Annotated in this window: 22 protein-coding genes and 3 pseudogenes; 11 read left to right on the forward strand and 14 right to left on the reverse strand. The window is 61.0% G+C overall.

From position 1 onward, the window contains the following. Nucleotides 1-5: 5 nt before the first annotated feature. Nucleotides 6-1,307: an RsmB/NOP family class I SAM-dependent RNA methyltransferase gene (locus GA0061098_RS05300; protein ID WP_091954476.1), complete on the forward strand. Its 1,302-nt coding sequence runs from the start codon at nucleotides 6-8 to the stop codon at nucleotides 1,305-1,307. A 259-nt stretch (nucleotides 1,308-1,566) separates the two neighbouring features. On the opposite strand, the gene GA0061098_RS05305 is transcribed toward GA0061098_RS05300, so the two are convergent. The 3 genes from GA0061098_RS05305 to GA0061098_RS05315 all read right to left on the reverse strand — a co-directional run bounded on the left by GA0061098_RS05305 (nucleotide 1,567) and on the right by GA0061098_RS05315 (nucleotide 3,097). After that, nucleotides 1,567-1,776 (reverse strand): cold-shock protein, encoded by a 210-nt coding sequence (locus tag GA0061098_RS05305; RefSeq protein WP_008141931.1) that lies wholly within the window; start codon nucleotides 1,774-1,776, stop codon nucleotides 1,567-1,569. Nucleotides 1,777-2,042: 266 nt separating this feature from the next. Further along, on the reverse strand, nucleotides 2,043-2,387 hold the full coding sequence (locus GA0061098_RS05310; RefSeq protein ID WP_091955191.1) for a DHCW motif cupin fold protein: 345 nt from the start codon (nucleotides 2,385-2,387) through the stop codon (nucleotides 2,043-2,045). Nucleotides 2,388-2,725: 338 nt separating this feature from the next. Then, nucleotides 2,726-3,097, reverse strand: a complete 372-nt coding sequence (locus GA0061098_RS05315; RefSeq protein WP_091954479.1) for a nuclear transport factor 2 family protein — start codon at nucleotides 3,095-3,097, stop codon at nucleotides 2,726-2,728. Nucleotides 3,098-3,247: 150 nt separating this feature from the next. Here GA0061098_RS05315 and guaA point away from each other — a divergent pair, with 150 nt between their 5' ends. After that, nucleotides 3,248-4,846, forward strand: coding sequence for a glutamine-hydrolyzing GMP synthase (gene guaA, locus GA0061098_RS05320; RefSeq protein ID WP_091955195.1), 1,599 nt, complete (start codon nucleotides 3,248-3,250; stop codon nucleotides 4,844-4,846). 359 nt (nucleotides 4,847-5,205) lie between these two features. Here guaA and GA0061098_RS05325 read toward each other — a convergent pair. The 3 genes and pseudogenes from GA0061098_RS05325 to GA0061098_RS05335 all read right to left on the reverse strand — a co-directional run bounded on the left by GA0061098_RS05325 (nucleotide 5,206) and on the right by GA0061098_RS05335 (nucleotide 7,632). Continuing rightward, a pseudogene (locus GA0061098_RS05325) lies at nucleotides 5,206-6,005 on the reverse strand (ABC transporter permease). Beyond that, complete coding sequence (locus GA0061098_RS05330) at nucleotides 6,002-6,598, reverse strand: ABC transporter ATP-binding protein (protein ID WP_091954482.1); 597 nt, start codon at nucleotides 6,596-6,598, stop codon at nucleotides 6,002-6,004. Before GA0061098_RS05330 ends, GA0061098_RS05325 begins: the two are co-directional and overlap by 4 nt. 3 nt (nucleotides 6,599-6,601) lie before the next feature. After that, nucleotides 6,602-7,632, reverse strand: a pseudogene (locus tag GA0061098_RS05335) (Cj0069 family protein). 293 nt (nucleotides 7,633-7,925) lie between these two features. Here GA0061098_RS05335 and GA0061098_RS05340 point away from each other — a divergent pair. From GA0061098_RS05340 to GA0061098_RS05370, 7 genes are all read left to right on the forward strand, one after another. Then, on the forward strand, nucleotides 7,926-8,339 hold the full coding sequence (locus GA0061098_RS05340; RefSeq protein ID WP_091954483.1) for a cupin domain-containing protein: 414 nt from the start codon (nucleotides 7,926-7,928) through the stop codon (nucleotides 8,337-8,339). Between the two features lie 258 nt (nucleotides 8,340-8,597). Continuing rightward, nucleotides 8,598-9,632: a uroporphyrinogen decarboxylase gene (gene hemE / locus GA0061098_RS05345; protein ID WP_091954484.1), complete on the forward strand. Its 1,035-nt coding sequence runs from the start codon at nucleotides 8,598-8,600 to the stop codon at nucleotides 9,630-9,632. Nucleotides 9,633-10,136: 504 nt separating this feature from the next. Beyond that, nucleotides 10,137-10,334: a hypothetical protein gene (locus GA0061098_RS05355; protein ID WP_091954486.1), complete on the forward strand. Its 198-nt coding sequence runs from the start codon at nucleotides 10,137-10,139 to the stop codon at nucleotides 10,332-10,334. 227 nt (nucleotides 10,335-10,561) lie between these two features. Then, on the forward strand, nucleotides 10,562-10,738 hold the full coding sequence (locus GA0061098_RS44750) for a hypothetical protein (protein ID WP_165637171.1): 177 nt from the start codon (nucleotides 10,562-10,564) through the stop codon (nucleotides 10,736-10,738). Then, a complete protein-coding gene (locus GA0061098_RS05360) occupies nucleotides 10,735-10,944 on the forward strand; it encodes a hypothetical protein (protein WP_091954487.1) in 210 nt (69 codons plus the stop codon). The genes GA0061098_RS44750 and GA0061098_RS05360 overlap by 4 nt, the downstream gene beginning before the upstream one ends. 389 nt (nucleotides 10,945-11,333) lie before the next feature. After that, nucleotides 11,334-11,867, forward strand: a complete 534-nt coding sequence (locus GA0061098_RS05365) for a cytochrome b (protein WP_091954488.1) — start codon at nucleotides 11,334-11,336, stop codon at nucleotides 11,865-11,867. 380 nt (nucleotides 11,868-12,247) lie between these two features. Continuing rightward, nucleotides 12,248-12,430: a DUF2274 domain-containing protein gene (locus GA0061098_RS05370; RefSeq protein ID WP_129590810.1), complete on the forward strand. Its 183-nt coding sequence runs from the start codon at nucleotides 12,248-12,250 to the stop codon at nucleotides 12,428-12,430. Nucleotides 12,431-12,687: 257 nt separating this feature from the next. Here the strand turns inward: GA0061098_RS05370 and GA0061098_RS05375 are convergent, their stop codons facing one another. Next, nucleotides 12,688-13,095: an SPW repeat domain-containing protein gene (locus GA0061098_RS05375; RefSeq protein WP_091954491.1), complete on the reverse strand. Its 408-nt coding sequence runs from the start codon at nucleotides 13,093-13,095 to the stop codon at nucleotides 12,688-12,690. A 334-nt stretch (nucleotides 13,096-13,429) separates the two neighbouring features. Here GA0061098_RS05375 and GA0061098_RS45945 point away from each other — a divergent pair. Next, nucleotides 13,430-13,704, forward strand: a pseudogene (locus GA0061098_RS45945) (IS5/IS1182 family transposase); the annotation flags it as partial. A gap of 295 nt (nucleotides 13,705-13,999) precedes the next feature. On the opposite strand, the gene GA0061098_RS05385 reads toward GA0061098_RS45945, so the two are convergent. The 3 genes from GA0061098_RS05385 to GA0061098_RS05395 form a co-directional block, all read right to left on the reverse strand. Beyond that, nucleotides 14,000-14,416, reverse strand: a complete 417-nt coding sequence (locus GA0061098_RS05385) for a hypothetical protein (RefSeq protein ID WP_208610622.1) — start codon at nucleotides 14,414-14,416, stop codon at nucleotides 14,000-14,002. A gap of 347 nt (nucleotides 14,417-14,763) precedes the next feature. Then, nucleotides 14,764-14,985: a hypothetical protein gene (locus GA0061098_RS05390; protein ID WP_091954497.1), complete on the reverse strand. Its 222-nt coding sequence runs from the start codon at nucleotides 14,983-14,985 to the stop codon at nucleotides 14,764-14,766. Between the two features lie 113 nt (nucleotides 14,986-15,098). Then, entirely contained in the window at nucleotides 15,099-15,428 is a 330-nt protein-coding gene (locus GA0061098_RS05395; protein WP_245323160.1) for a cupin domain-containing protein, read from the reverse strand. Between GA0061098_RS05395 and GA0061098_RS05400 the strand changes: the two genes are divergently transcribed. Beyond that, nucleotides 15,423-16,538: an MFS transporter gene (locus GA0061098_RS05400; protein ID WP_245323161.1), complete on the forward strand. Its 1,116-nt coding sequence runs from the start codon at nucleotides 15,423-15,425 to the stop codon at nucleotides 16,536-16,538. The two genes, GA0061098_RS05395 and GA0061098_RS05400, sit on opposite strands and share 6 nt — an antisense overlap. Nucleotides 16,539-17,201: 663 nt before the next feature. Here the strand turns inward: GA0061098_RS05400 and GA0061098_RS05405 are convergent. The 4 genes from GA0061098_RS05405 to GA0061098_RS05415 all read right to left on the reverse strand — a co-directional run bounded on the left by GA0061098_RS05405 (nucleotide 17,202) and on the right by GA0061098_RS05415 (nucleotide 22,279). Then, complete coding sequence (locus tag GA0061098_RS05405) at nucleotides 17,202-17,576, reverse strand: hypothetical protein (RefSeq protein WP_091954500.1); 375 nt, start codon at nucleotides 17,574-17,576, stop codon at nucleotides 17,202-17,204. Nucleotides 17,577-18,715: 1,139 nt separating this feature from the next. Then, complete coding sequence (locus GA0061098_RS43545; RefSeq protein ID WP_129590811.1) at nucleotides 18,716-19,048, reverse strand: hypothetical protein; 333 nt, start codon at nucleotides 19,046-19,048, stop codon at nucleotides 18,716-18,718. 78 nt (nucleotides 19,049-19,126) lie between these two features. Further along, on the reverse strand, nucleotides 19,127-20,158 hold the full coding sequence (locus GA0061098_RS05410; RefSeq protein ID WP_091954502.1) for a hypothetical protein: 1,032 nt from the start codon (nucleotides 20,156-20,158) through the stop codon (nucleotides 19,127-19,129). A gap of 840 nt (nucleotides 20,159-20,998) precedes the next feature. Next, nucleotides 20,999-22,279 carry a lactonase family protein gene (locus tag GA0061098_RS05415; RefSeq protein ID WP_245323162.1) on the reverse strand — a complete coding sequence of 427 codons (1,281 nt, stop codon included), beginning with the start codon at nucleotides 22,277-22,279 and terminating at the stop codon, nucleotides 20,999-21,001. Nucleotides 22,280-22,412: the final 133 nt, after the last annotated feature.

Here is a 22,412-nt window from a genome sequence, read left to right on the forward strand (position 1 = left end):
TTCAAATGACCCCCGCTGCCCGGCTGTCCGCAGCCATCGAACTGATCGACACCATCGAGAAAGACCGCTTGCCTGCGGCCAAGGCGCTGAAGGAGTGGGGCACTGCGCACCGCTTTGCCGGCTCGGGCGACCGCGCCGCCATTGCCGGCCTGGTCTGGGACGTACTGCGCCGCTACGCCTCGAGCGCGTTCCTGATGGAGTCCGACACCGCGCGTGCCAGGTTGATCGGCATGCTCCGGCTCGAGCGCGACATGGACACGGCCACCATGGGCGCCTTGTTCGACGGCAGCCGATTTGCGCCGGCGCCGCTGACCGAGGCTGAGCAGGCCGCGCTCGCCTCGCGGTCCCTGAAGGACGCGCCGGCTGCGATCGCCGGCGACTATCCCGAATGGCTGGATCCGCACCTGGCAAAAGTGTTCGGCGAGGACAGCGCCGCGGAGGCGGCCGCGATGGCGAGCCGGGCGCCGCTCGACCTGCGGGTCAACACGCTAAAATCCAATCGCGACAAGGCGCTGCAGTCGCTTGCTCATCTTCATGCGAAACCGACGCCTTGGTCGGCAACGGGCCTGCGCATCGCGCTTTCGGCCGATGCGCGCAACCCCGGGATCCAGGCCGAAGAGGATTTCATCAAGGGCGCCATTGAAGTGCAGGATGAGGGATCGCAGCTGGCGGCCCAATTCACCGCGGCAAAACCCGGCGAGCAGGTGATCGACCTCTGCGCCGGCGCCGGCGGCAAGACGCTGGCGCTCGCCGCCCTGATGCAGGGCAAGGGCCGGCTGATTGCGACCGACAGCGACAAGCGCCAGCTCGCGCCAATCCACGAACGGCTGTCGCGCGCCGGCGTCCATAATGCCGATGTCCGCACGCCCAAGGGCGAGGCCGATCCGTTGGCCGACATCCGCGCCTCTGCCGACCTCGTCGTGATCGATGCGCCCTGCACGGGAACCGGAACCTGGCGCCGCAACCCCGACGCCAAATGGCGGATGCGGCCGGGCGCGCTGGAGATTCGCCTGCGCGACCAGGCCGAGGTGCTGGAGCGCGCGGTGCCGCTGGTGAAGCCGGGCGGCCGCATCGCCTACATCACCTGCTCGGTGCTGTCGGAAGAGAACGGCGAGCAGGTGAGGGCGTTCGTCGCGCGCCATGGCGAGTTCGCGGCCGTCCCGCCCGAGCAGACCGCGAGCGTGCTGTGGGACAAGGCGGAGGCGTTTGGCGAGGCCGCGCTGCAATCGCCCGAGGGCTGGCTGATGACGCCGCGGCGGACGGGGACGGACGGGTTTTTCGTCTCAATCCTGAAAAAGGTCTCGTAGGGTGGATTAGCCGGCGGCTTGCGCGCAGCGCAGGCCGGCGGCGTAAACCACCACTTCCGTACCCGGGGACGCAGGCGTTGGCGGATTACGCCTCGCGGTTTGCGCTTTGCGCAATCCGCGGGGCTAATCCGCCCTACGGCACCGCAGCTGCCGCGCCACAGTTCCCCAAAACGAAAACCCCGCAGACCGGATCCCGGTCGCGGGGTTTTCTAACTTGACGTTCTGCCGGTACGTCCGTGGTCAGAACGGTGCGCGGGCGTTAGCCGACGCGGAGATTGTCAGCCGAGGACTTGCCGCTGCGACGATCGGCGACGATGTCGAACGAGACCTTCTGACCCTCGTTGAGGGAAGAGAGGCCAGCGCGCTCGACGGCGCTGATGTGCACGAACACGTCCTTCTGGCCGTCATCCGGCTGGATGAAACCATAACCCTTTTGGGTGTTGAACCACTTCACGGTGCCCATAGCCATGGGAATTTCCTTTAGTTAGTTAGATTGAGTACGCACGCGGACCGGTACGCAGCATTGCGCCCATAGTCCCTGATGAGTCGATGTTTGGAGAATTCATCTGAAGCGTGCGCGCCCGTCAGCAACGAAGCGAAGCGGCCCAGTCGTTCGGCCAAGTATCGATGATCACAATATAGCGAGAATTTGGGGCCAGTTCAAGGCACCACCCGTGACCCGGCACGTCGCACGACTTTGCTATTTTGCGGTGCAAATTAACCGCCCGGCGGATGTCAGTCCACGATGAAAAGGGTCGCTCCGGTCGTGGTCGAGGACCGGTGCGCGGCGTCGCCGTAGTCCGAGACCTGGTAGCTCATCCCTGCCGTGAGCTTGAATTTGCGCCCGTCGCGCAGCTCGCTGTCGAGCTCGCCCTTGAGCACGTAGAGCACGTGGCCGCGATCGCACCAATGGTCGGCCAAATAGCCCGGCGAATACTCGACGATCCGCACCCGGAGGTCGCCGATGTTGAGCGTGCGCCACCTGGCTTGGCCGGTCTCACCGGGATGCGTGGTGGCCTCGACCTTGCTCCAGTCGGTGACGGTAAAGGGGAGGCGGGGAGTTTCATGGGGAAATCCTATCTCAGAGCCGGCAGCGCCTCTGTTAGCGTACGCTGTCGCCCCGGTCTCCGTCATTGCGAGCGAAGCGAAGCAATCCAGAAATGCATCTGCGGCGACAGTCTGGATTGCTTCGTCGCAAGAGCTCCTCGCAATGACGGGTTTGAGGCACATCCGCGCCTCGCCTTCCGTGTCGTCCCCCGACTTGATCGGGCGATCCCGTATTCCAGAGGCAGCGCGGTGATGCGGAGGAGCCGCGGCGTACTGGATTCCCCGCTTTCGCGGGGAATGACAGCGGTGAGTGAGGCGCGCAGCGTCCGCACCCAAGAAACTCGCTGCCCCGAAGGCTACGCGCGCAGCCGTCACCCCACCAAATGGTTCGCCGAGCCCTGCACGATCAGCCCCGCATCATTCACCCGCAGATATTCGCAGATCTTCTTCCCGCGCTCGTTCGCGTAGAACACCACGACGCTATCGGGGCTGACGAACAATTCGATCAGCGAAAAGTGCAGCTCAGGCAGCAACCCCAGCGCCTTGCCCCAATACGTCCGCAAAGCCTCTTTGCCGCGCACGGTGCCGCTGGCATCGAACCCCAGCGCCGGAATGCGGTCCGAGGTCATCACGGCGGCCTCGTCATAGAGCGCGAGCACGCGCTCTAGATCGCCAGTGTTCCAGGCCTCGACCCAGGTCCGGCCGAGGGCGGCAAGCGTTGACGGCTGATGATGCTGTGACATGGCGTTCTCCCTGATCGGTCGCTGTTTGAAGAGTGGATCAAATTAGGTCAATGATACTTACCTATATCTGCCTTGTCCATGCCCAAAGAAGAATGTGGGCGCGCGGCCCGCGCGGTTGCGGGAAAAGGCCGCGTCGCGTATCTGCTGGCCATGACAGCAGCACAGAACGACCGCTCCGCGTCGACGCCCTCGGTGGCCTCGGCGCACGACAAGATTCTCATCGTCGACTTCGGCAGCCAGGTGACGCAGCTGATCGCGCGTCGCGTGCGCGAGGACGGCGTCTATTGCGAGATCGTCCCGTTCAACAAGGCCGAAGCCGCCTTCAATGAGATGAAGCCGAAGGCGGTGATCCTCTCGGGCGGTCCCGAGTCGGTCCACGAGGCCGGCTCGCCCCGCGCCCCGCAAGCGATCTTCGATTCCGGCGTGCCCGTGATGGGCATCTGCTACGGCCAGATGACCATGGCGGCCCAGCTCGGCGGCGAGGTCGAGGGCGGCCATCACCGCGAATTCGGCCGCGCCGATGTCGAGGTGAAGGCGCCGAGCAAGCTGTTCGAGGACGTCTGGTCATCAGGCGGCAAGAACCAGGTCTGGATGAGCCATGGCGACCGCATCACCAAGATGCCGCCGGGCTTCTCCGTCGCCGGCACCTCGCCGAACGCGCCGTTCGCGATCATCCAGGACGAGAAGCGCAAATATTACGGCCTGATGTTCCACCCTGAAGTGGTGCACACGCCCGACGGCGCAAAACTCATCCGCAACTTCGTCCGCAAGATTGCAGGCCTTTCCGGCGACTGGACCATGCGCGCCTTCCGCGAGGAGGAGATCGCCAAGATCCGCGCGCAGGTCGGCAAGGGCAAGGTGATCTGCGGCCTCTCCGGAGGCGTCGATTCCGCCGTCGCGGCCGTGCTGATCCACGAAGCGATCGGCGACCAGCTCACCTGCGTCTTCGTCGATCACGGCCTGCTCCGCCTCGACGAAGCCAAGACCGTGGTCGACCTGTTCCGCCACCACTACAACATCCCGCTCGTGCACGTGGATGCCTCGAAGCAGTTTTTGGGCGAGCTCGAAGGCGTCACCGATCCCGAAACCAAGCGCAAGACTATCGGCCGCCTCTTCATCGAGGTGTTCGAGCAGGAAGCCAAGAAGATCGGCGGCGCCGACTTCCTGGCGCAGGGCACGCTCTATCCTGACGTGATCGAGAGCGTCTCCTTCACCGGCGGACCTTCAGTCACCATCAAGTCGCACCACAATGTCGGCGGCCTCCCCGAGCGCATGAACATGAAGCTCGTCGAGCCGCTGCGCGAGCTGTTCAAGGACGAGGTGCGCAAGCTCGGCCGCGAGCTCGGCCTGCCCGAAATCTTCGTCGGCCGCCACCCGTTCCCGGGCCCGGGCCTCGCCATCCGCTGCCCCGGCGACATCACCCGCGACAAGCTTGACATCCTGCGCAAGGCCGATGCCGTCTACATCGACCAGATCCGCAAGCACGGCCTCTACGACGAAATCTGGCAGGCCTTTGCCGTGCTGCTTCCGGTGAAGACGGTGGGCGTCATGGGCGACGGCCGCACCTATGACTATGTGGTTGGCCTCCGCGCCGTCACCTCAACCGACGGCATGACCGCGGACTTCTACCAGTTCGACATGAAGTTTTTGGGCGAGACCGCCACGCGCATCATCAACGAGGTGAAGGGCGTGAACCGGGTGGTGTACGACGTGACGAGCAAGCCGCCCGGGACGATCGAGTGGGAGTAGTGAGTACGGCCGGCATTGCGTCCTTTAGCGTAGTCTGGCGAAAGTTGCTCTTGCTGGCTTCGCACTCAGGTACTGACCTAAGCGACAAGCTTGGCCTATCCGGATGATAGTAAGCAATCCATAGCGTTTTCACTAACAGAGTATTGCATCGCACTTGATCGTACTAAAGGGCCGGGCATTCAGAACTTAACTTCGAGCACCGACAGGTTTTGCCGCAAGGCGGACGTTCGGCTAGATGCGAGTGTCGCAGAAGAGCGACAAGCGGAATTGGCAGATCCGTTGAGGAGGTCGGTGGTGGCGGCTGTCTCAATAGATCTCCCTCAATCTGCCGTTTGGTTCGACAGGCGATAGCAGCATTCCTACTCTTCGGTCAAAATGCGGTCGAGACGTAGCCGGTGTCGATGATCGGTCAGCAGGCGCGCGCCACCCAGGACGGCGGCTAGTGTTCCCAGCCCGGTCCCACCAGCGATCAGAAACATGATCAGCAGTTGATATTTTGCCGCATCGACCGGTTCGAGCCCGCGAGGATCTGGCCAGTCATCATCCCCGGCAAGGAAACCAGGCCGATCGCCGCCATGCTGTTCATGATCGGCATGAAGCCGCTTCGCAAGGCGTCCCGTATGATCGGCAGCAGGGCTTAGTGTCGGGTGCCGCCGAGCGCAAGACAAGCTTCCACGGCGGCTCGTTCACGCACCAGACTGCTTGTCAGCACGTCCAGGCCGAGGCTTATTCCGGTCATGGTGTTGCCCAGGATCATGCCCAGCAAAGGCAGCGCATAGCGCGGATGATACCAGGGATCGGGGCGTAGCTCTGTCAGGAGCGCGAGCATCGTGACGGTGCCGGCTGCGAGCAGCGTGCATCCGGCTCCCAGCCCGTACTTCCAAACGCCCGGAAGGCGCCGCTTCTGGCGCGCGACGATTTCTCGAGATGCGAACAGAACCATGATGATGGCTGCAAGCGCTGTCCAAAGGGGCGACACCGCAGCAAACAGGAACGTCAACACGTATCCAACGAGGACGAGCTGAACCACCATCCGCACGGTTGCGATGGCTAGTTGTTTTTCAAGCTTGAGGCCGAGAGCAAGCGAGAGAACGCCGTCCATGACGACAAGGAGCGCGGGTTGGGCCAGATCGCCATACGAAAGCTGAATGTAGCTCACGGCCGGTTTTCCTCAATGCCACCATCGGGCCCCATCGTGAGTATCCTTGAGCCGACGCGGCGGGCTTGAGCGTTGTCGTGGGTGCTCCAGATGACGCTCGTTCCATTCGAAATGCGTTCGGCGATCAAGGATTCCACCGCCGCGGCAGATGCCGGGTCGAGCGCCGACGTTGGCTCGTCCAGCAGAAGCACCCGTGACCGCAGCAAGAGCACCCGCACAAGCCCCAAACATTGTCTCTCGCCGGTCGAAAGTCTTTGGATCGGCCAAGATCCGCAATCGTCCGGCAACCCCAGGCCCGTGACGAGCGGTAGGGCGTCATCCCAGCCCGTGAAGTGCTCTTGCACGATGTCGGACCACCATCCAGGCTCGGCGGCAAGGTAGGTCACTCGCTTTCGCCAGGCGAGGGCGGGCATCGCCTCTCTCAGCGTTCCGTCGAGCTTGACCGTTCCTTCGTTCGGATCGAGGTCCGCTATGGAGCGAAGCAGCAAAGTCTTCCCGACCCCGGACGGTCCTTGCAGGGCGACGTATTCGCCGTCCTTCAAGGCGAATGACGCGGAAATGTGCAAGCGCTTGAGCCCGCTGACCGTCAGCATGCGTCAAAGCTTAATTTGCAACCGATCGGCAACCCGTCGGGCGATCTCCGCCGGTGCCTCGCCCGGGTAGGGGTGCACCGAGCTGACATTGATCTCGCCGAGCACGTAGCTGTCGCTCCCGTCGGTCTGGACCGGACCGAGCATGAAGTCCGCATCCCAGATGGCTGGGAGGTCACCTCGGGCAATACCCAGCAACGAGGTTAGCTGCGGCGTCCACTCATCTTCCATCAGCCGGCGCAGCCGCTGGAAGCGCGGGTCGGCGTTGGACGTGTAGAGCCGCGGTCCGGCCTCTGAGCGCGCGGCCGGCGAGTCGACGAGAGCCTTGACCTTGTGATCGCCGAAGCCGGCACAGCGATCGCCTGCCATGTAGCAGCGGACGACGCCTTCGCTCAGGCGAGGCTGGTATAGCTGGTCGATGACGCTGCCGTTCTCGAAATACTCCGCGCAGCGGCGAAGGAAATCGTCCAGCGCCAGTTCCTCGGAGGCCTCCTTGGTCGCGTCCAGCACCTCAACCTGGGAGAACCCGGCAGCTGCTCGACCTTCCAGACGCCTTGGCCGCCGTTGCCCCGGTTGCGCTTGATCACGCGTGGACCGCCGGCAAGCCGCGCGGGCAACTCAGCGCGCATGGCCTCCGCGGTTTGATATAGTGCAGTATCGCTTCCCCAGCCCATCGTGCGGGTACGATATAGCACCTCCTTCGTGCCGACCTTGAGGATGACGTCTGGATGAGCGCTGACCCACACGCCCCGGGCAGCGATCTCGCGCAGCAAGGCGTCGAGACCGGCGCGGTTTCGGCCGTCTCGAATTGGGTTGACCCAGACGAGTACGCCGTCCACCGCGAGCAACTGCTTTCGGATCTCTCCGGCGAAACTTTCATCGTAGATCGCGGGGTAGGCCTTGATGCCGACGGCGGCGAGCGCTTCGAAGACCTCCACGAAGCGGCCGTTCTGCGGGGTCGCATCCCGGCGCATGGCGGCGTCGCCCCGCGAGAGAATGGCGACGGAATGTAGGGACGGGGTTTGACGTTCGGTCATGCGCAAGCTCCACGATTGCGTGCTGCGCAGAGCTTGGACCTTAGGTCTCACGGGGAGTCTGCCTGCCCCCTCGGAAACATCTTATGTAAAAACGTCCAGATCTTTCAAGAACACATCCGCGACCGCGAAGAGATGTTCGCGTGCCTACGGCCATCATAACGCGCGGCTATCGACTTCATGGCATGACGTCATTTTCCATTCGCCGCGCGCAATCCCATGCTGACGAGCGTGAGCGGCAACCTTTCGCCGCCACTCCGACACCCGAACAAGGGTCCACAATCAGGAGGCTACAAATGTCAGTGAAGCAGCCGGTTCTCACGCCGCCCCAGGGCGGCGAGACGGTGAGCTCGAGCGGAGGCTCAAGCGTCGAGATGAAAGTGGAGAGCAGCCAGACCGGAGGCGAATATGGCACTGTCCTGTGGACGGTGCGGGCAGGGGAGGAGCCGCCGCTGCACACCCATTCGCGCGAGGACGAGCTGCTCTACGTTGTGCAGGGGCAGCTAATCGCGCGGGTCGGCGATGCCCGCGTCGAGGTGGGGCCGGGCGCCTACGCGGCTCTTCCCCGCGGTCTGCCGCATACAATCGAGGTGGTCGGTGATCAGGCAACCCTGCTGCTCAGCTTCGTGCCGGGTGGGCTGGAGCGCTTCTTGGTCCCCCGGAAAGGCGAGCAGCTCGATCCGGCCGCTTTCGGCCTGACGTTCCCCTAGGGCGGGGACTGCGGGGTGCGGCGTCCGCGACCGTGCGCCCGCTCGGGCCCGGCGACAAGCCGCGTGCGACCGCGGGGGATGATTGATTTCACGCGCCGGCCAGGTGACCTAAACCGTCTCCCGGCTTCAGGCCAACTAGCGCCACCCCGCGGCGCGCCTGTCGTAAGCCAGCGGCCGCAATTCGATGGCGTCTGTTCGGTTATCGCCTGGTCCTCGGTCAGCTCCTCGATCTCGGCGTCGATCTTCGGTTTCTCCGGCGTGCCCCAGTCTGCGACAAAACCTTTCTTCGACGAGCTCTCCGGCCAGCGGCAGGCGATCCCGCCGATCTGGATGATGCGGCAGGCCGGTCGCTATTTGCCGGAATATCGCGATGTCCGGGCCAAGGCCGGCGGCTTCCTCGATCTCTGTTTCAATCCGGAGCTTGCCGCTGAAGTCACGTTGCAACCGATCCGGCGGTTCGGCTTCGATGCGGCGATCATCTTCTCGGACATTCTGGTGATCCCCTATGCGCTCGGCCGGTCCGTGCGGTTCGAGGTCGGCGAGGGTCCGCGACTCGAGCCGCCGGATGATCCCGCCAAGGTCGCTGCGCTCGCCCCGCAGGCCGATTTCGGCAAGCTCGCGCCGGTGTTCGAGGCGCTGCGCATCGTGCGCGCCGCACTCGATCCCAAGGTGGCGCTGATCGGCTTCTGTGGCGCGCCGTGGACGGTCGCGACCTACATGGTGGCGGGCCAAGGCACGCCGGACCAGGCGCCGGCGCGGATGATGGCTTATCGGCATCCGGAGGCGTTCGCGAAAATCATCGATATCCTGGTCGAGAATTCGATTCAGTATCTGCTGGCGCAGCTCGCCGCCGGCGCTGACGCGTTGCAGATCTTCGACACCTGGGCCGGCGTGCTGCCGCCGACCGAGTTCGCGTGCTGGTCGGTCGAGCCGACGCGCCGCATCGTCGAAGGCGTGCGCGCCAAGGTGCCGGATGCGAAGATCATCGGCTTCCCCCGCGGTGCCGGCGCGCAATTGCCCGGCTACGTCGAGACGACCGGCGTCAACGCGGTCAGCATCGACTGGACCGCGGAGCCGGCCTTCATCCGCGAGCGAGTGCAGACGCGCGTTGCCGTGCAGGACAATCTCGATCCGTTGGTGCTGATCACAGGCGGCGCCGCGCTCGATCGCGCCGTCGACAATGTGCTGGCGAACTTTGGGCAAGGGCGGCTGATCTTCAATCTCGGCCACGGCATCCAGCCGGAGACGCCGATCGCCCATGTCGAGCAGATGCTGAAGCGCGTGCGGGGGTGAAGAGAGATTCTTGCTTGCGGCGCATCCTTCAAAATGCCCGCTTGAGGCGGGCTCCTCAGGTCTTGTTCTGCGGCGAAAATCCAGGGCGCTGCTTAACGGCGAACACCATAAACCTTCGTATCGTTCCGTGACCCCTTTGGGTCCCCGACGATTACCTATGTCCGATTGAGCTGCTCGTCGCGATCGTCTTAGGCTGCATCTGTTGGACAAGCGCACGGTTTATGAAGTGCGATGAGGAAAAGAGACGATCGACGAACAACTGCAATAAAACCAGAAGGAGACTGCGATGCCCCATTGCTCCGAAAGTCCTAGGTCTGGTAGAGCCGCGCGATGCGCAGTTTGTGATGGTAAGTTTGGTCTCGTCCGGCACTATTCGTGGCGAACCGGACTTTGTTCGAAGAAGTGCGTCGATCGCTTCAGAGCTCGCCGGGAAAGTGACCGAAATTGGGTGAACTGGCTCCCGATCGCTATCAACCAACTGCCTGAGAAACGCGCGAGGGCATCATGACGGTCCAGATTGCGCAACGCGGCAAGGCATATTTGGAAACAGTGCGGACTTTGCTCCGCACGGCTCAAACGATGATTGACTCAGTGATTGCGCGTCGGCTCAAGGCCCTTGCCGACGACTACCCGAGGCAAGCTGAGAAGGTTTCGCGTCTCGATTCAACCAAGGCATTGGCTCGATCGGCTGCCAAGTCCTGAAGGTGATTGGCGTATATGACCTGACGGGCTGCTTCATCGCCCAATGTTCGGAAGAAATCGGCCGACGTTTCAAACGCCCGGCGCGCGGCCCCCGGCCACGAGCATGTTTATTCCTTCGTTACCGCACGCACGGGCTTCAAAGATGGTGCTCAGATACGAGATCTGAATGGAATGAGTATCATCATCTCATAGCGAAGCTGGCTCGCTAGACAATTTTCGGAGCAAATATGGACGACGTCATTCGATTTGTTCAAAAGCCTGAGCGCGGACGAGTTCGCGTAATTCAAGAAGCTCGCGAGCTATATGACCGCATCTTCCCGCCGAAGCAGCAGGACAAGACACCGATAAGTCACACGGTGGGCGGCGCCAATGCCCATCGCGGCGACGAGGCCCAGTTGTCATGATCAAGATCATCGCCGTGCTCTGCAGTCTTTCCTCTCCAGCAAATTGCCACGAGCAGATTGTCACCACCTCGGACTTCGCCGAGCTCTCGATGCAGTCCTGCCTGATGGGCGCGCCGCAGCTCGCCGAATGGATGAACCAGCATCCGGCCGAGCGTTTGGCGGCATGGCGCTGCGTAATCGGCAGACAGGATGGCAGGGGAGCTTAGAGTGGAAAGCGGCTTTCGCTGATAGTCCGCCAAGAATCCCGCGAATATGATTTCCGCCAATGCGGGATCCGACACGACGTGCGCTGCGCGCTTATCGCTTTAGTTGTGAGAGAGCGCGGCGGCGGAACCAAGCTAACCGGCAGTTGCGGTTTACGATCTTCTACCCAATCTCCGCGGCCGTGGCGATGATCATCTGGCTCTTGCAGTCTGGGTGGAATAGCGCCGGACGCTCGGCGCCCGATTGAGGACCCTTGGGCAATGGTTCTTCATAAGGTAAAGTTGATCGCCGGAGAAACCGGCCAGCTCATTATCGCTCAAATCTCTGGCGACACGCCACCAAAGTTCATCAACCGCTGCGGCGGGCTCAAGATCGGAGCTAGGTAATCGGTTTGCGCAGCACTTCCTCTCGCTACGGCTCCGGCGCCAAGGTCCTCCATTGGCTGACCGTCGTCCAGGTACTCGCCGCCTATGTGCTGAGCAACGGCGACGGCTATTCGCTCTATTCCGCCGCCGCGGACGGGCTCCGCAGGATCCACGAGGCGCTTGGGATGCTCGTGTTCATTGTTGTCGTGATGCGGCTGCTATGGCGGCTGATCGACAGCACGCCCGTGAAGCAGCCGATGCTGCCATGGATGGCTGCGGCCGCGAGGCTCGTTCACTTCGCGCTTTATGCGCTCCTCATCGCGATTCCAGCAACGGCGGTGCTTGGTACTTGGCTCGAGGGAATTCCCGTCACCCTTCCCGGATTCGACATCGCCCCCCAGATCACGAAGGCGCATGGACTGGGGCAGCTGATCATGGAAATACACACCATCCTCGGCAACGCCATCCTCTGGATTGCCGGCGTGCATACAGCCGCGGCTCTCTTCCACTACTTCTATCTGCGCGACGAAGTCTTTCAATCGATGGCTCCGGGCGCATGAACAATTAGTCCGAGCGCCTGGATCTACACTGTCAAAGCACGGCAGTTGCAGAGAACATTCGCCCTACCGGCCGAGGCAAGCGAGATCCACAGGGAACGCGTTTGATCGGAACCTACGACGGTCGCATTCGGAGACTCTCGCGTGCTGCTGGTCCGGACGCGGCACGGTAACAACACGCCGTCGTCCAGGCGCTTCAATCGGCTGCGGCCAATTCGCTAAACCAGACCCGACCGCAGGTCGTTCGGAGGACCCGCACACATTGACAATCAGGCCAGACTTCCGAGTGAACGTTTCGTCAATCGCGATCTGGTGATCGAGCCCTAGGGGTGACGGAGAAGCAAGCTGAACATAGGCGCCATAGGGGAGATAAGCCGGTCACAATGAAGGCAAAACTGCCGGCTGCCGTTCACCCTGATCTAAGAGCCTATGCCGAACTGCTAACCTGCGAGGGTCGTCATACAATTGATCTGAACTCGCTCGTTGCTCCGATGCTGGCGCGATTTATGGCGATTGATCGGTCGTTTCGACGAGCGCGAAGTCAAATTCCAAACGAAGATGCATAGCCTCCAACGTAAGACTGATTCCCAAGGAGAGCCGCGACCATCTTCTCGGGGAAAAGCGCGCCGACCCACGAGGACGACGGGCCATGCTTGAGCCGGCTGAGCCTTTCCGGACGACGCCTTGGGCCTACAGGGGTTTCGTCCATGCCTGCCTTTCACAGGGTGGAAGAGCTCGACGGCTTATCAAGCCGGCGCTGACGCAGCACCCCGCTACTTGCACTCAAATGCCGCGCGAGGTTTGGTGCGCGGTCATGGGGGCGTCATGCCGAACCCGCTGTGCGCGTGTCCAATCCCGGACGTCTCACGACTGGCTCTTCAGGGGCGTTAAACACTGATGTCGTGAGCAGGACAACGGCAGCGAGGATCCAGTAATACGAGGCATCGAGCCAATCGAATTTGAAAGCAAAGGGCGCGATGACAAACACCAACCCGACGGCGCGATCGACGCGAAGGTGCAGCCAGTAGGGGATGATGCGGACGAGACCGGTGGGATGGTCGGTCGCAGCGGCCAAGAGCAGCGCGGCGACACCGACAAGAACCGAAAGCCACATTGCGACCGGTCCGCTCTGACCGAGCTTCAGCACGAATGGCGCTGCGACTAGGACGATCGCGGCGGGATAATCGATCAGGTAGGCGTGGATAGACTTGGTGATGAAGCGGAACGACATCAGTGACTCCTACGTGCTTCGTTGATCGAGCGGGTCCTTGCGATGCGGAGAGTGCATCCATCCATGATGGATGATCATGGCGCCCTATGCCGGCAAGCACTTTGCACAACCGTCACGGGTCAACCCCGTTAGACACACAGAAGGTTATGCCGGCACGCCAACCTTTAGAAATGCCCGGTCGTTATGGTTTCCATGCCACTCGCCGGGACAACCCACAGATTGGTCGCCCTGCGTTATGCCGGCGCCGCGTGTCGCGCCGTACCGCACCGTCGGAGTCTCCACTGCGACGATCTCCTCGCCGATCTCGGGTGGTAGACCGAGACATTGCAGGGCATGGCAGGCGATCTTCGAAGCGCTCGCCCGCTGCGGCAACGACAGCGCAATTTTGTCCATCGAATCTACCTCGATCAAGGCGCATCGCTCGGCAAGCGGCGGAAAAGCGGGGAGCATGAACAGGCGATCGGCCGCTCGCGGGGCGGGCATGCCACGAAAATTTTCGTGAGCGATCCTGATTGCAAACCCCGCGCATTTGATCTCACTCCCGGCCAAGACGCAGATGTAGCCGCCGCGCCCGCCCTTTTGGAACTCGCGTCAGCACGGTCTGCGATAAATCAAAGATTTATGTGTGTAGGGCCCCTGCCAGGATTATTGCTTCCGAGTAGGGGATCAGCTGCGTATACCATTCGTTCACCAACTTCCGCCGCCGAATAGCCGCTCGAACAGCGGCGCCAAGTGCCGGATGAGCAGCGAATCATTGAGCTCACGAGGATCCACGGCACCAAAGCGCCACACTTGCCTTCTTGAGCGCTTGCGGGCGATTGCGCCATCCGAGGCCTGCAACTAGTTTGCGTCGCAGCATCGAGAATCGAACTTCGTCGGTCATGCGTTTGCTCCTTTCCACCCGCTAATATCGAGTCGACCCTCGCATGGGAGTCCGCGTGTCGAGGTTCGCTCGCTGGGCGGCGCTCACCTCGGACGCGTTGAGAGCTGAGGTCGCAAGCAAGACTGCAGCGGCGAAAGCGCAGGAATACCCGGCGTCAAGCCCAGTGAAATGCAAAGCGGAGGGGACAGTGATGGAGACCACATCCAATGCGCGGTCCAAACAGAGATGTAGCCAGTCACGGATGACTCGGACGAGCACCGTCGGGTGGTCCGTGAATGCCGACAGCAGCAGTGAGACGCGACTCACTACCGAAAGCCACAGCGCGACAGGATTGCTCTTGCCTAGCTTCAGCAGAAATGCCGCAACAATCAAAACGACGGCAACAGGATAGTCGACTAGGTAGGTGTTGATAGATTTTGTGATGAAGCGAAAGGACATGGCGTAGCTCCTGCATGTTGGGCTGTTAGATCGAGTTCTTGGGACATCGAGAGCAGGGGCTTGTATGCTGCCACCAAGTATCGATGAGGTGTATGAGGAGGGTATTCCCGTCTGCGCGACGTTAGAAATGTCGGATCGTTATCGTTTTCATTATCCCCAGCGGTCGTGCCTAAAGCGTTCAGACCCCAAGACGCCCCACTCTGGAGGTCAGAGCAAGCGCTCGAGTAGAAATCTCTTCCATTCGAACGCTCCCCGGTTTGCCACTCCTAACGGATGCCAACCTAGCACCGGCGGAGCGCGGGCCTTCCATCCCATCGATTTTGAGCAAGCTTGTTCTAACCTCGTGTTCACAGTTCATCCAAAATCGCATGGTTCTTCATGGCCAAATTACTCCGGGCGCCGTCCTCTTCGATCTGATACGCAACGAAGACGCGTTTTGCTTCTGACCAAGTTTGAGGGGCGATCCCGTAGTTCTTCCGGACGTTCGAGTGAAAAACTGCTGCGACTCTCATATCCGCCGTGAAATGTAACTTGCTCGAGGCGACCAGCAGGGCAGTAGCATGGCGCATGCGAAGACGTTTCAGGACGGATGTCGGCGATTCACCAAATGCGGACCCTCAAGTGAAGCATTGTCTCTTTAATGATGTTCTTCCCCATCATTACCTCCTTGAGGGCCCCTCGTTCATCTCAATGAGTCTAAGGCGTATTTGGTGGGCATGGTCAGAGTGTTGTCATTGGTGTCGAGGACGAAGACGGCGAGCGGCTTTGCCGGCTCGGTTTTGCTCGCGTTGCGGCTGATGGAATGGATAACGCCCGGCGGTTCGTACCAGCTCTCGCTGCACGATAGAGGCGCGTATCCGTCATTCACCTTCGACTCGATCGCGCCAGAAATCACATAGCGTAGATGAAAGCCGACTTGGCGTGGGGCACGGAGGCCGCGCCGGACGTAATCGACTTCCAAGGCGATCAGCGACTTGCCAAGGATCTTGGGAATGGCATCCGGAGCTTGCACGTTGGCGCCTTCGTCGCCTGGCTGATCACTGCCAGGGTCGTGCAGGGAGCGGCCGCAGCGATCGTCACACCTGCCAGTCTCGCCCTGTTCGGGGCAACCTATCTGCGCGCGGAGCGGAACCGGGCGATCGGCGTATGGGCAGCGGCATCGGCTCTCACGACCGCCGGAGGTCCTGTCCTAGGCGGCTGGCTATCCGAGACCTTTGGCTGGTCATCCGTGTTCTGGATCAACCCACCGCTCGCGCTCGTAGCAGTGGCAGTTCTGCTGGTGTTCGCGCCCAAAGATGACCTCATCCAGCGCCGGTTCGACGGGATTGGCGCCGCGATCCTCGGTTTAGCGCTCGGGACGCTAACCTGGGCGCTGAGCCAGATCGGACCAAGTGAAGCTTGGGCCACCGCGAACGCACCAGCCCAACCCGGCACGGTGCTCACGATAGTCGTGGGGTTCGGCATTGTCGGATTCGCCGTCTACGCGTTCTGGGAGCGCAGAAGCGAACATCCGATGACGCCACCCCGCATCATGGAAAACCTCGCCTTCCTCGGGCTGAACGTCGCGACCCTGATGACCTATACGGGGATTTCGATCGTGCTCTTCCTTCTACCTTTTGACCTCGTCGACCGCCGCGCCCTGTCGTCGACCGATGCCGGGCTGGCATTCCTGCCCTTCACGCTCGGCGTGGGGCTCTTGTCAGAAGTCTTCGGCGGGTTGGCCGACAAGATTGGCACGCGGACCATGCTCATCGCGGGACCGGCAGGTGCCGCGCTCGCCTATGTCTGGTTGGCGCTCGGTCAGAAAGAATGTTTGACCCTCGGCGTGATCGTACCGATGACGCTGCTTGGCGTGTCCTTCGCGGTGCTCGTGGCACCGCTCACCGCGTCAGTGATATCGAGTGTTGACCAGACGGACGAAGGGCTCGCCTCCGGCATCAACAATGCGGCGAGCCGGGTTGCGCAGCTTGCCGGTGGGGCACTTGCCGCCGGTGCCGCGTCTTTCGAGTCCGGCTACGAGGTCGGTCTCGCCGTAGCCGCCGCGACCTCAATCGCCGGCGCCTTTATAGCCGTAACCGCGACGCCGGCCGGGACGAAAGCGGCCGGCTCGGGAGGGGCTTAGAAATCATCGAATTAAACCACATTCGATATTTCCTTGGCAGACATGCTCAACTTCATCGAAGCCCGCTCACCCGCGGGAGGCGCTCGAACTGGAGTTGGGCGGAACGTCCGTCTATCGCGATGTTCGCAGCCGCCGCGAGACTTTGATGTGGGGGTCGTGAACAGCATCGCACGGGCCCTGACTACCGGCGCGAACTAATGTACGCCATCCAAGAACGCTGCATCACGCTCGCGCCGCCTGAGGTCGGAAAGTGCCTCCAGAAGCGCAATCTCGCGTCGCAATCCCCACTTTGGCCGGCAGACGATCTGACGCGAGAACATCGGGTGGCCTGCCATAATCCGCGACCTCGGCAGCGTGTTGACCGACCGGTTTGCACACAGCCAAGACCCGGAAGCGAGGTACGCATGACCGAGGGACGCTAAACTCTTTCAAATACATGTGGCTAGCGGCGGCTTGAGGGAGCCGCACGCTACCAAGCTTTGGCGATCACGACCAGCCCTAGCCACCACCGACCGTAAGAGCAGCCGGGAATAGGTCGGATAGCTCCAATATCATTGTCAATCCATTGGGTGTCGTCGAGGCGGTGATCTGATCGCGGATCGCCTGGAGGTCGGCGCCGACTTCATTACATGCCCGCGCCAGCCGTCGGGAGTGCAGAGGATTTTACCGATACGGCGGACACGTCGGCAAGTCGGACCAGGGCGCTGTCGCAAAGGCCCCGACGCGCGGTCCGGGCGCGCAACCTGACCTGTAATATCCGTAGTCGTAAGCTCCATAATATGAATTGTAGGTTGGATCGCCCCAATACGAACTATAGGCGGGATAGCCCCAGTTCGACTCATAGGTGGAATAGCCCGAGTACGAAGGGTAGGGATGACCCCGCCGCACCTGATAGCGGACGTCCGTCGTCACGGCTGGCGCCGCCACCTTGATCGACGTGCCATTGTTCGGCGCAGCAGACGATTTGGCCGTGGCGGTCACTGCGATAGGAACGGCAATTGCGAGCGCAATCGCGAGGCCGCGGGCTTGAATCTTCATGGTAGCTCCTGTTCGTTTTAAACCACCCGACGAGAATGACCTTGTAAAGGCCGGCGAGGGAAATCACCTGTCGCCATAGAGTCGATAGACGATCATTATTGCCGCCGCGCCGCATGATGCTGCAGTGAGGAATGCCAGCGGTCGCATCTGCAAAAAACTTCCATTGCCGCCCTTGGGCCCATTTCTAAACTCCACACATTGCGTGACCCGGGTAACAATCAAGCTGTACTTGCATGCCCGAAGCCAAGTCCCCCGACGCGCCACTCGATCCGAGCTGACCTGGACGCGTTACGTCGCTCTCGGCCCTTCGGCGACCTCCCGCGATTTCCGCTTTTGTGCCGCTGTTGAGGGTTATCCCGGCAAGGCTTGCAAATCCTTGTACGGATTTTTAACCTGCGTAGATGAGCCTCACTCACAAAAACAACCCCGACTTTCCTTTTCCGACTCTCGGATGCCACGGTTGATCGTCTATTTCCAAACGCCGACTTTGGCGGCGTCCTGCCGAAAGCTACGTTCGTCTGCAGCAGCGAGCACATGTCGCAGACATTGCCACGCAATCTTCGGCGAGGTGCTGGCGTCCTCGCCATGTGCCAATCGCGATCCGTACCTTGGCAGGACCCCGCTGGGCTCTCTCGACCGCGCCCTTCAGCGTGAGGAAGGGCGCCGACGACCCCTTGGGGGTTGCCCCAACCTGAAGCGGCTGTCGGAGACCATCGATTCGCGCACCGTCGCGCGCGCCCGCGTGGTTTGCAAAGACGCTCCCTCCAAGCGGGTCAACGACGAGGCGGCTAATCACCGCTTCGGCGAATGATCAGATTGCGATTCAATGGGGCAAGCCGGGTGGCAATCCGCCGAAATGACGCTGGTGCGGCCTGATACCCTTCAACACTGAAAACGGTGGCCGGAGCAGAGATGATAGACGCGATACGTTCGTCAACCGACATCTACTCAAATCTTTTTCGACATTGGGAAAGGCTGCTTGCACTACATTATTGTAATCCGATTTCAGAAACTCACTTTCGGGGAATTTCCTCATCGCACTGAAATAGTGAGGGACGTTGCTTTCGACCTTTGCCACAGGCAAAGGTACCCGTCAGCATCTTTGACCGAAACGGCACCCGGTTCATGGACACTGATAGTCAGGCCGCAATGAAGATATCACGAAGAATTCCGACACCGCCTTGAGCCAAGGACGGCCAATGGGAGAGGTCAATCACCACGGGGGGCTCGACCGGGGCTTCTTTCGGTCCATCTGCGGTAATCGTATTGACGCCGACTCGGTGGGTAGCAATCATCTCGTGGCCGCAATGACGCAGAATGGCGACGCTCTTTGAGGCAATCAGGCCGGTGCCGCCGACACGACGATTTTGATGGCTAACTCTTCTTCGTCGGTCATGTGACGCTGTCATCACTTGGCTGCGCCACAAGACGCGACGCACGATTCCAAGAGTGTCCGACAGGAAAACCACCACGAACACTTCTCAGACCGCGCGCCATCCAGGTTCGGGATTCCCGCGCGCGCAGGTCGTGTGTGACCGCGATCTCGCAAGTCACGAATCCAATGCACCGATCCTGACGCCGCACATTCCGGCAATGATAGCGGCCGCGACGATGGCGCTCATCGCGACGCAGACACCCCAAAGCCGATCGGCATTACGTTGATCGACGCCGTGTGCGATCAGCACCACTCTCAGCCCTGAAGCAAGGTGGCTCAGGACGAAGAAGGCGCCGAGCGCGTAGTGGGGCAGAAGACGGATATTCCATGCATCATGAATGAGCCCAGTCGGAGCTCCGATCGCGAAATTCCAATCTGTCGGTATGCCCAGGAAGCGTCGCGCGTAGACGAAGACGGAATTCATGTGGCCGAGAATGAACAGCGAGAGATAGGCTCCCGAAGCGACCTGATATGTCCGCTGGAAATCACGCACTGCGCCGCTCCAGCGCCATGCCAGAACGAGGCCCGTTTTGATCTGGAAAAGCATGGCCGCCACCAACAACGGTTCACCCACCACAGAGCGATAAACCACGCGTCCGATCTTCATAACGGCCGCATGCGCATCCTGCCCTACCAACCCAAACAGATGATTGGTGAGATGAAACACCACATATAAGCACAGGACCGCGGCCGTCACCCCGTGGACAAACCGCCAACCGCCGACTGCAGGTACAGCTGCGGCAACTGGATCTCGGGCAGACTGAGACCAGATCGCGATTGCAAGCCAAATCGCGCACCAGACGACCTCGTCGGGAACAGGGCTTTTAATCAAGGCCTGGACAACGCCGAGAAAGACATAGAGCGTCGGCGACACCACACTGGCATAGGCGAGGCGTCTTGAACCGTGATTGGACTTGGGACGACAAGCCAGAGCGATACCAAGAAACGGCACGACGAACGCGATGACCAGGATGAAGGTTGCGGTTGCGAGCGGTGGCCGGCTTCTGGCCTGCGTGCCGACGATGGCATGAAACGCATTGAGCAGAAATGGATAACAAATCGCCGCCGCTGCGGGAACCAGGGTCAAACAGTCAAAGCGTTTCTGAAGAACTCTTCTGTGATTCTGCGGGCGGACGAATGCTTCCATTCTAAACCTATAAGATCATAACAAAGAATCTTCCAAGACAGGTTTGAACACTTGCTTCGCGTATTGCCTTGCGGCCAGGCATCGATATTTATTGTTTTGATGAGCGCATAAACTCACATTTTCTCCAAGACCGTTCACGAAAACGAAGGCAGAGTCGTTCATCGCTTCTCCATTTTCGTCCTATTTCCCGCCGCACTGCGCGCTGCTTGCCGTTCTCTAGCTGGCCCCAATTTCATGATCGCTCCGCATCAGTTCATCCAATCGCCGTGACGCTCCGCGCGGAGATATTGCCTTAGCCGCTCGATCGTCTGTCTGGCGGTCTCGACAGTAGTTCTTCATGGGAAAATCCGGCATAGCTTGCACCCGACCAAGCACTGCTGCCAGCCTTAAATTGAGCCGAATGGTTTCGCGGATAGATCCCGTCCACGAGAGCGGCTAGTCTGTCACCGTAGCCTCGCTTTTTTAATCGTCTCTTTCAGCTCGCATCCGGAAAACATCGGATTTCCTTTGCGCGGCCGGGCAGGGGATTGGAAAGAGATTACCGAAAAAAGAGCAATAAATTTGTTCCCTCGTTCGGCGAGTGTTCACTGCTGAGGGATGAACAAAAATGACGTCGGACTTAGAGGAACGGGGACAGATGTCCGACAAGTGACCGTGGGCTCGAGGCACGTCGGTTGTCCAGAGCTCGGCTTTAGGGGGCGCGCTCCCTAAGCCTTCGTATCATTCCCTGGCCCCTTGGATCGCCGGCGCATTATCTACGTTCAATTGAGCGACCGCGCTGGACCAAATGCGGCGGTGAGCTGGATCTTGCCTGGTCGATCGCGCTCCGCCGGTAGACACCTAGAATCCCGCAAGACCTTGGGGGCTGTTGTAGGGAATCGGATTTCGACCAATCTCCGTCAGTCGGCCGCTCGTCTTGTCGAGGCGGTAGCTGACAAGCACCGAGGCATTTCCAAAGACCTGGTAAAAGTACTGATCGTCGGGAGTCAGCCAGCTGTCACTAGGTCCGCTGCTGACGAGCCCGTTCACGGCGCGGAAGGTACCGTCACCCGGTATCGCGTTGTTGGCCGGGTCCTGCAGAAGGCTCAATTGGCCTTCTACGAGCCGGTAGGTCGAGACTGTTCCGTAGCCGAAGTTGGTCGCAAGCACGAGCGAGTTGTCAGAGGTCACCTGCAGCCAGCAGAGCTCAGACGGCTTCCCGAGCGAGGTGTCGATCGGGGTCAACGGACCATTGGTTACGCGACCCTTGCCATCAATGCGGCTCACTAGCACGCCGTCCCCTACCGCGACACCGTTTAGGAAGATATCGCGACTCCGCTTGAGGAAGGCTATGTAGAATGGCCCCCCGCCGCCGGCATCTGCAAACGAAGCCTCGTCGAGCGTGCCGTCGTCGCGCACCGGGAATATCACGAGCCCGTCTGGGTCGGAGGCGTTCGCCACGACCAGATTTGGTGACCCGTCCGGATTGGCTGCTGGACGAGCGTCGAAGAGGATGTCAACCAGCAGGAAGCGGCCGTCGGGCGACAGAACCGCTTGTGTCGACACCCGATCGGTTTTTTTCGCGGTGTTTACCGAATGACGCTCCGGGCGCAGCTTCAGCTTCCCGTTCTTAGCGACTGTGTAGGAGCGGAGGTGGTTGGGGCCGAAGGCATGGAGTACATATAGTGTTCGGCTTTGGGGGCGATAGACGAGCGACTTGGCCGTTCCGGTGCGCCCGGTTACGGGCTCGCCCGTCGATTGCCGATCGATCATAGTCAGATTGCCGTCTGGAGTCACTCGGAAGCTCGTCACACTGTTGTCGCCGCCGTTCGTCGTGAACAGCAGGGTGTTGGATTCGGCTAGGATCACACTACCAGCGCCCTCAAATGCGTTGGGCGCGCTTTCCTGACCGCTGATCGGCTTGAAGACGCCCGAGCCAGCGCCCCCGGTAGGGATACCCTCGCGTAATTCGAGTTGCCCATCCTCATTGCGACCGAAGTGCATAATGCGGTTCTGGGTCTCATTGGTCTGCATGTAGACATGACCTACGAGGTCCGAAGCTCGCGCGTCTACTCGGAGAGCCCCGAAGAGAAGCAGCGCGAGCGCGATACGGATGAGATTCGACGATCGCTGGCGAGCCATATAATTCTCCTAAATTGGTGCACCCCCGACGTAGATTCAATCCGAGGCGTCAGCCGGGAGGTGGCATGACGGGCAGTCGGTCGACGTCGTCTTCAAAAGTCGCCACGTCAACCCGGGACCAACCCAGCCATCT

The sequence above is a fragment of the Bradyrhizobium shewense genome (assembly GCF_900094605.1).
Lineage (GTDB): Bacteria > Pseudomonadota > Alphaproteobacteria > Rhizobiales > Xanthobacteraceae > Bradyrhizobium > Bradyrhizobium shewense.

Bases quoted from the DNA above. Each gene is read 5' to 3' on its own strand.
- GA0061098_RS05415 (WP_245323162.1), bottom strand. From the start codon at position 22,279: ATGGCTCGCCAGCGATCGTCGAATCTCATCCGTATCGCGCTCGCGCTG.
- GA0061098_RS05405 (WP_091954500.1), bottom strand. From the start codon at position 17,576: ATGAAGATTCAAGCCCGCGGCCTCGCGATTGCGCTCGCAATTGCCGTT.
- GA0061098_RS05355 (WP_091954486.1), top strand. From the start codon at position 10,137: ATGACGGTCCAGATTGCGCAACGCGGCAAGGCATATTTGGAAACAGTG.
- GA0061098_RS05370 (WP_129590810.1), top strand. From the start codon at position 12,248: ATGAAGGCAAAACTGCCGGCTGCCGTTCACCCTGATCTAAGAGCCTAT.
- GA0061098_RS05330 (WP_091954482.1), bottom strand. From the start codon at position 6,598: ATGCTGACGGTCAGCGGGCTCAAGCGCTTGCACATTTCCGCGTCATTC.
- GA0061098_RS05315 (WP_091954479.1), bottom strand. From the start codon at position 3,097: ATGTCACAGCATCATCAGCCGTCAACGCTTGCCGCCCTCGGCCGGACC.
- GA0061098_RS05410 (WP_091954502.1), bottom strand. From the start codon at position 20,158: ATGGAAGCATTCGTCCGCCCGCAGAATCACAGAAGAGTTCTTCAGAAA.
- GA0061098_RS05305 (WP_008141931.1), bottom strand. From the start codon at position 1,776: ATGGCTATGGGCACCGTGAAGTGGTTCAACACCCAAAAGGGTTATGGT.
- GA0061098_RS05385 (WP_208610622.1), bottom strand. From the start codon at position 14,416: ATGTCCTTTCGCTTCATCACAAAATCTATCAACACCTACCTAGTCGAC.
- GA0061098_RS05375 (WP_091954491.1), bottom strand. From the start codon at position 13,095: ATGTCGTTCCGCTTCATCACCAAGTCTATCCACGCCTACCTGATCGAT.
- GA0061098_RS05300 (WP_091954476.1), top strand. From the start codon at position 6: ATGACCCCCGCTGCCCGGCTGTCCGCAGCCATCGAACTGATCGACACC.
- GA0061098_RS05340 (WP_091954483.1), top strand. From the start codon at position 7,926: ATGTCAGTGAAGCAGCCGGTTCTCACGCCGCCCCAGGGCGGCGAGACG.
- GA0061098_RS05390 (WP_091954497.1), bottom strand. From the start codon at position 14,985: ATGCGCCATGCTACTGCCCTGCTGGTCGCCTCGAGCAAGTTACATTTC.
- GA0061098_RS05360 (WP_091954487.1), top strand. From the start codon at position 10,735: ATGATCAAGATCATCGCCGTGCTCTGCAGTCTTTCCTCTCCAGCAAAT.
- guaA (WP_091955195.1), top strand. From the start codon at position 3,248: ATGACAGCAGCACAGAACGACCGCTCCGCGTCGACGCCCTCGGTGGCC.
- GA0061098_RS44750 (WP_165637171.1), top strand. From the start codon at position 10,562: ATGGACGACGTCATTCGATTTGTTCAAAAGCCTGAGCGCGGACGAGTT.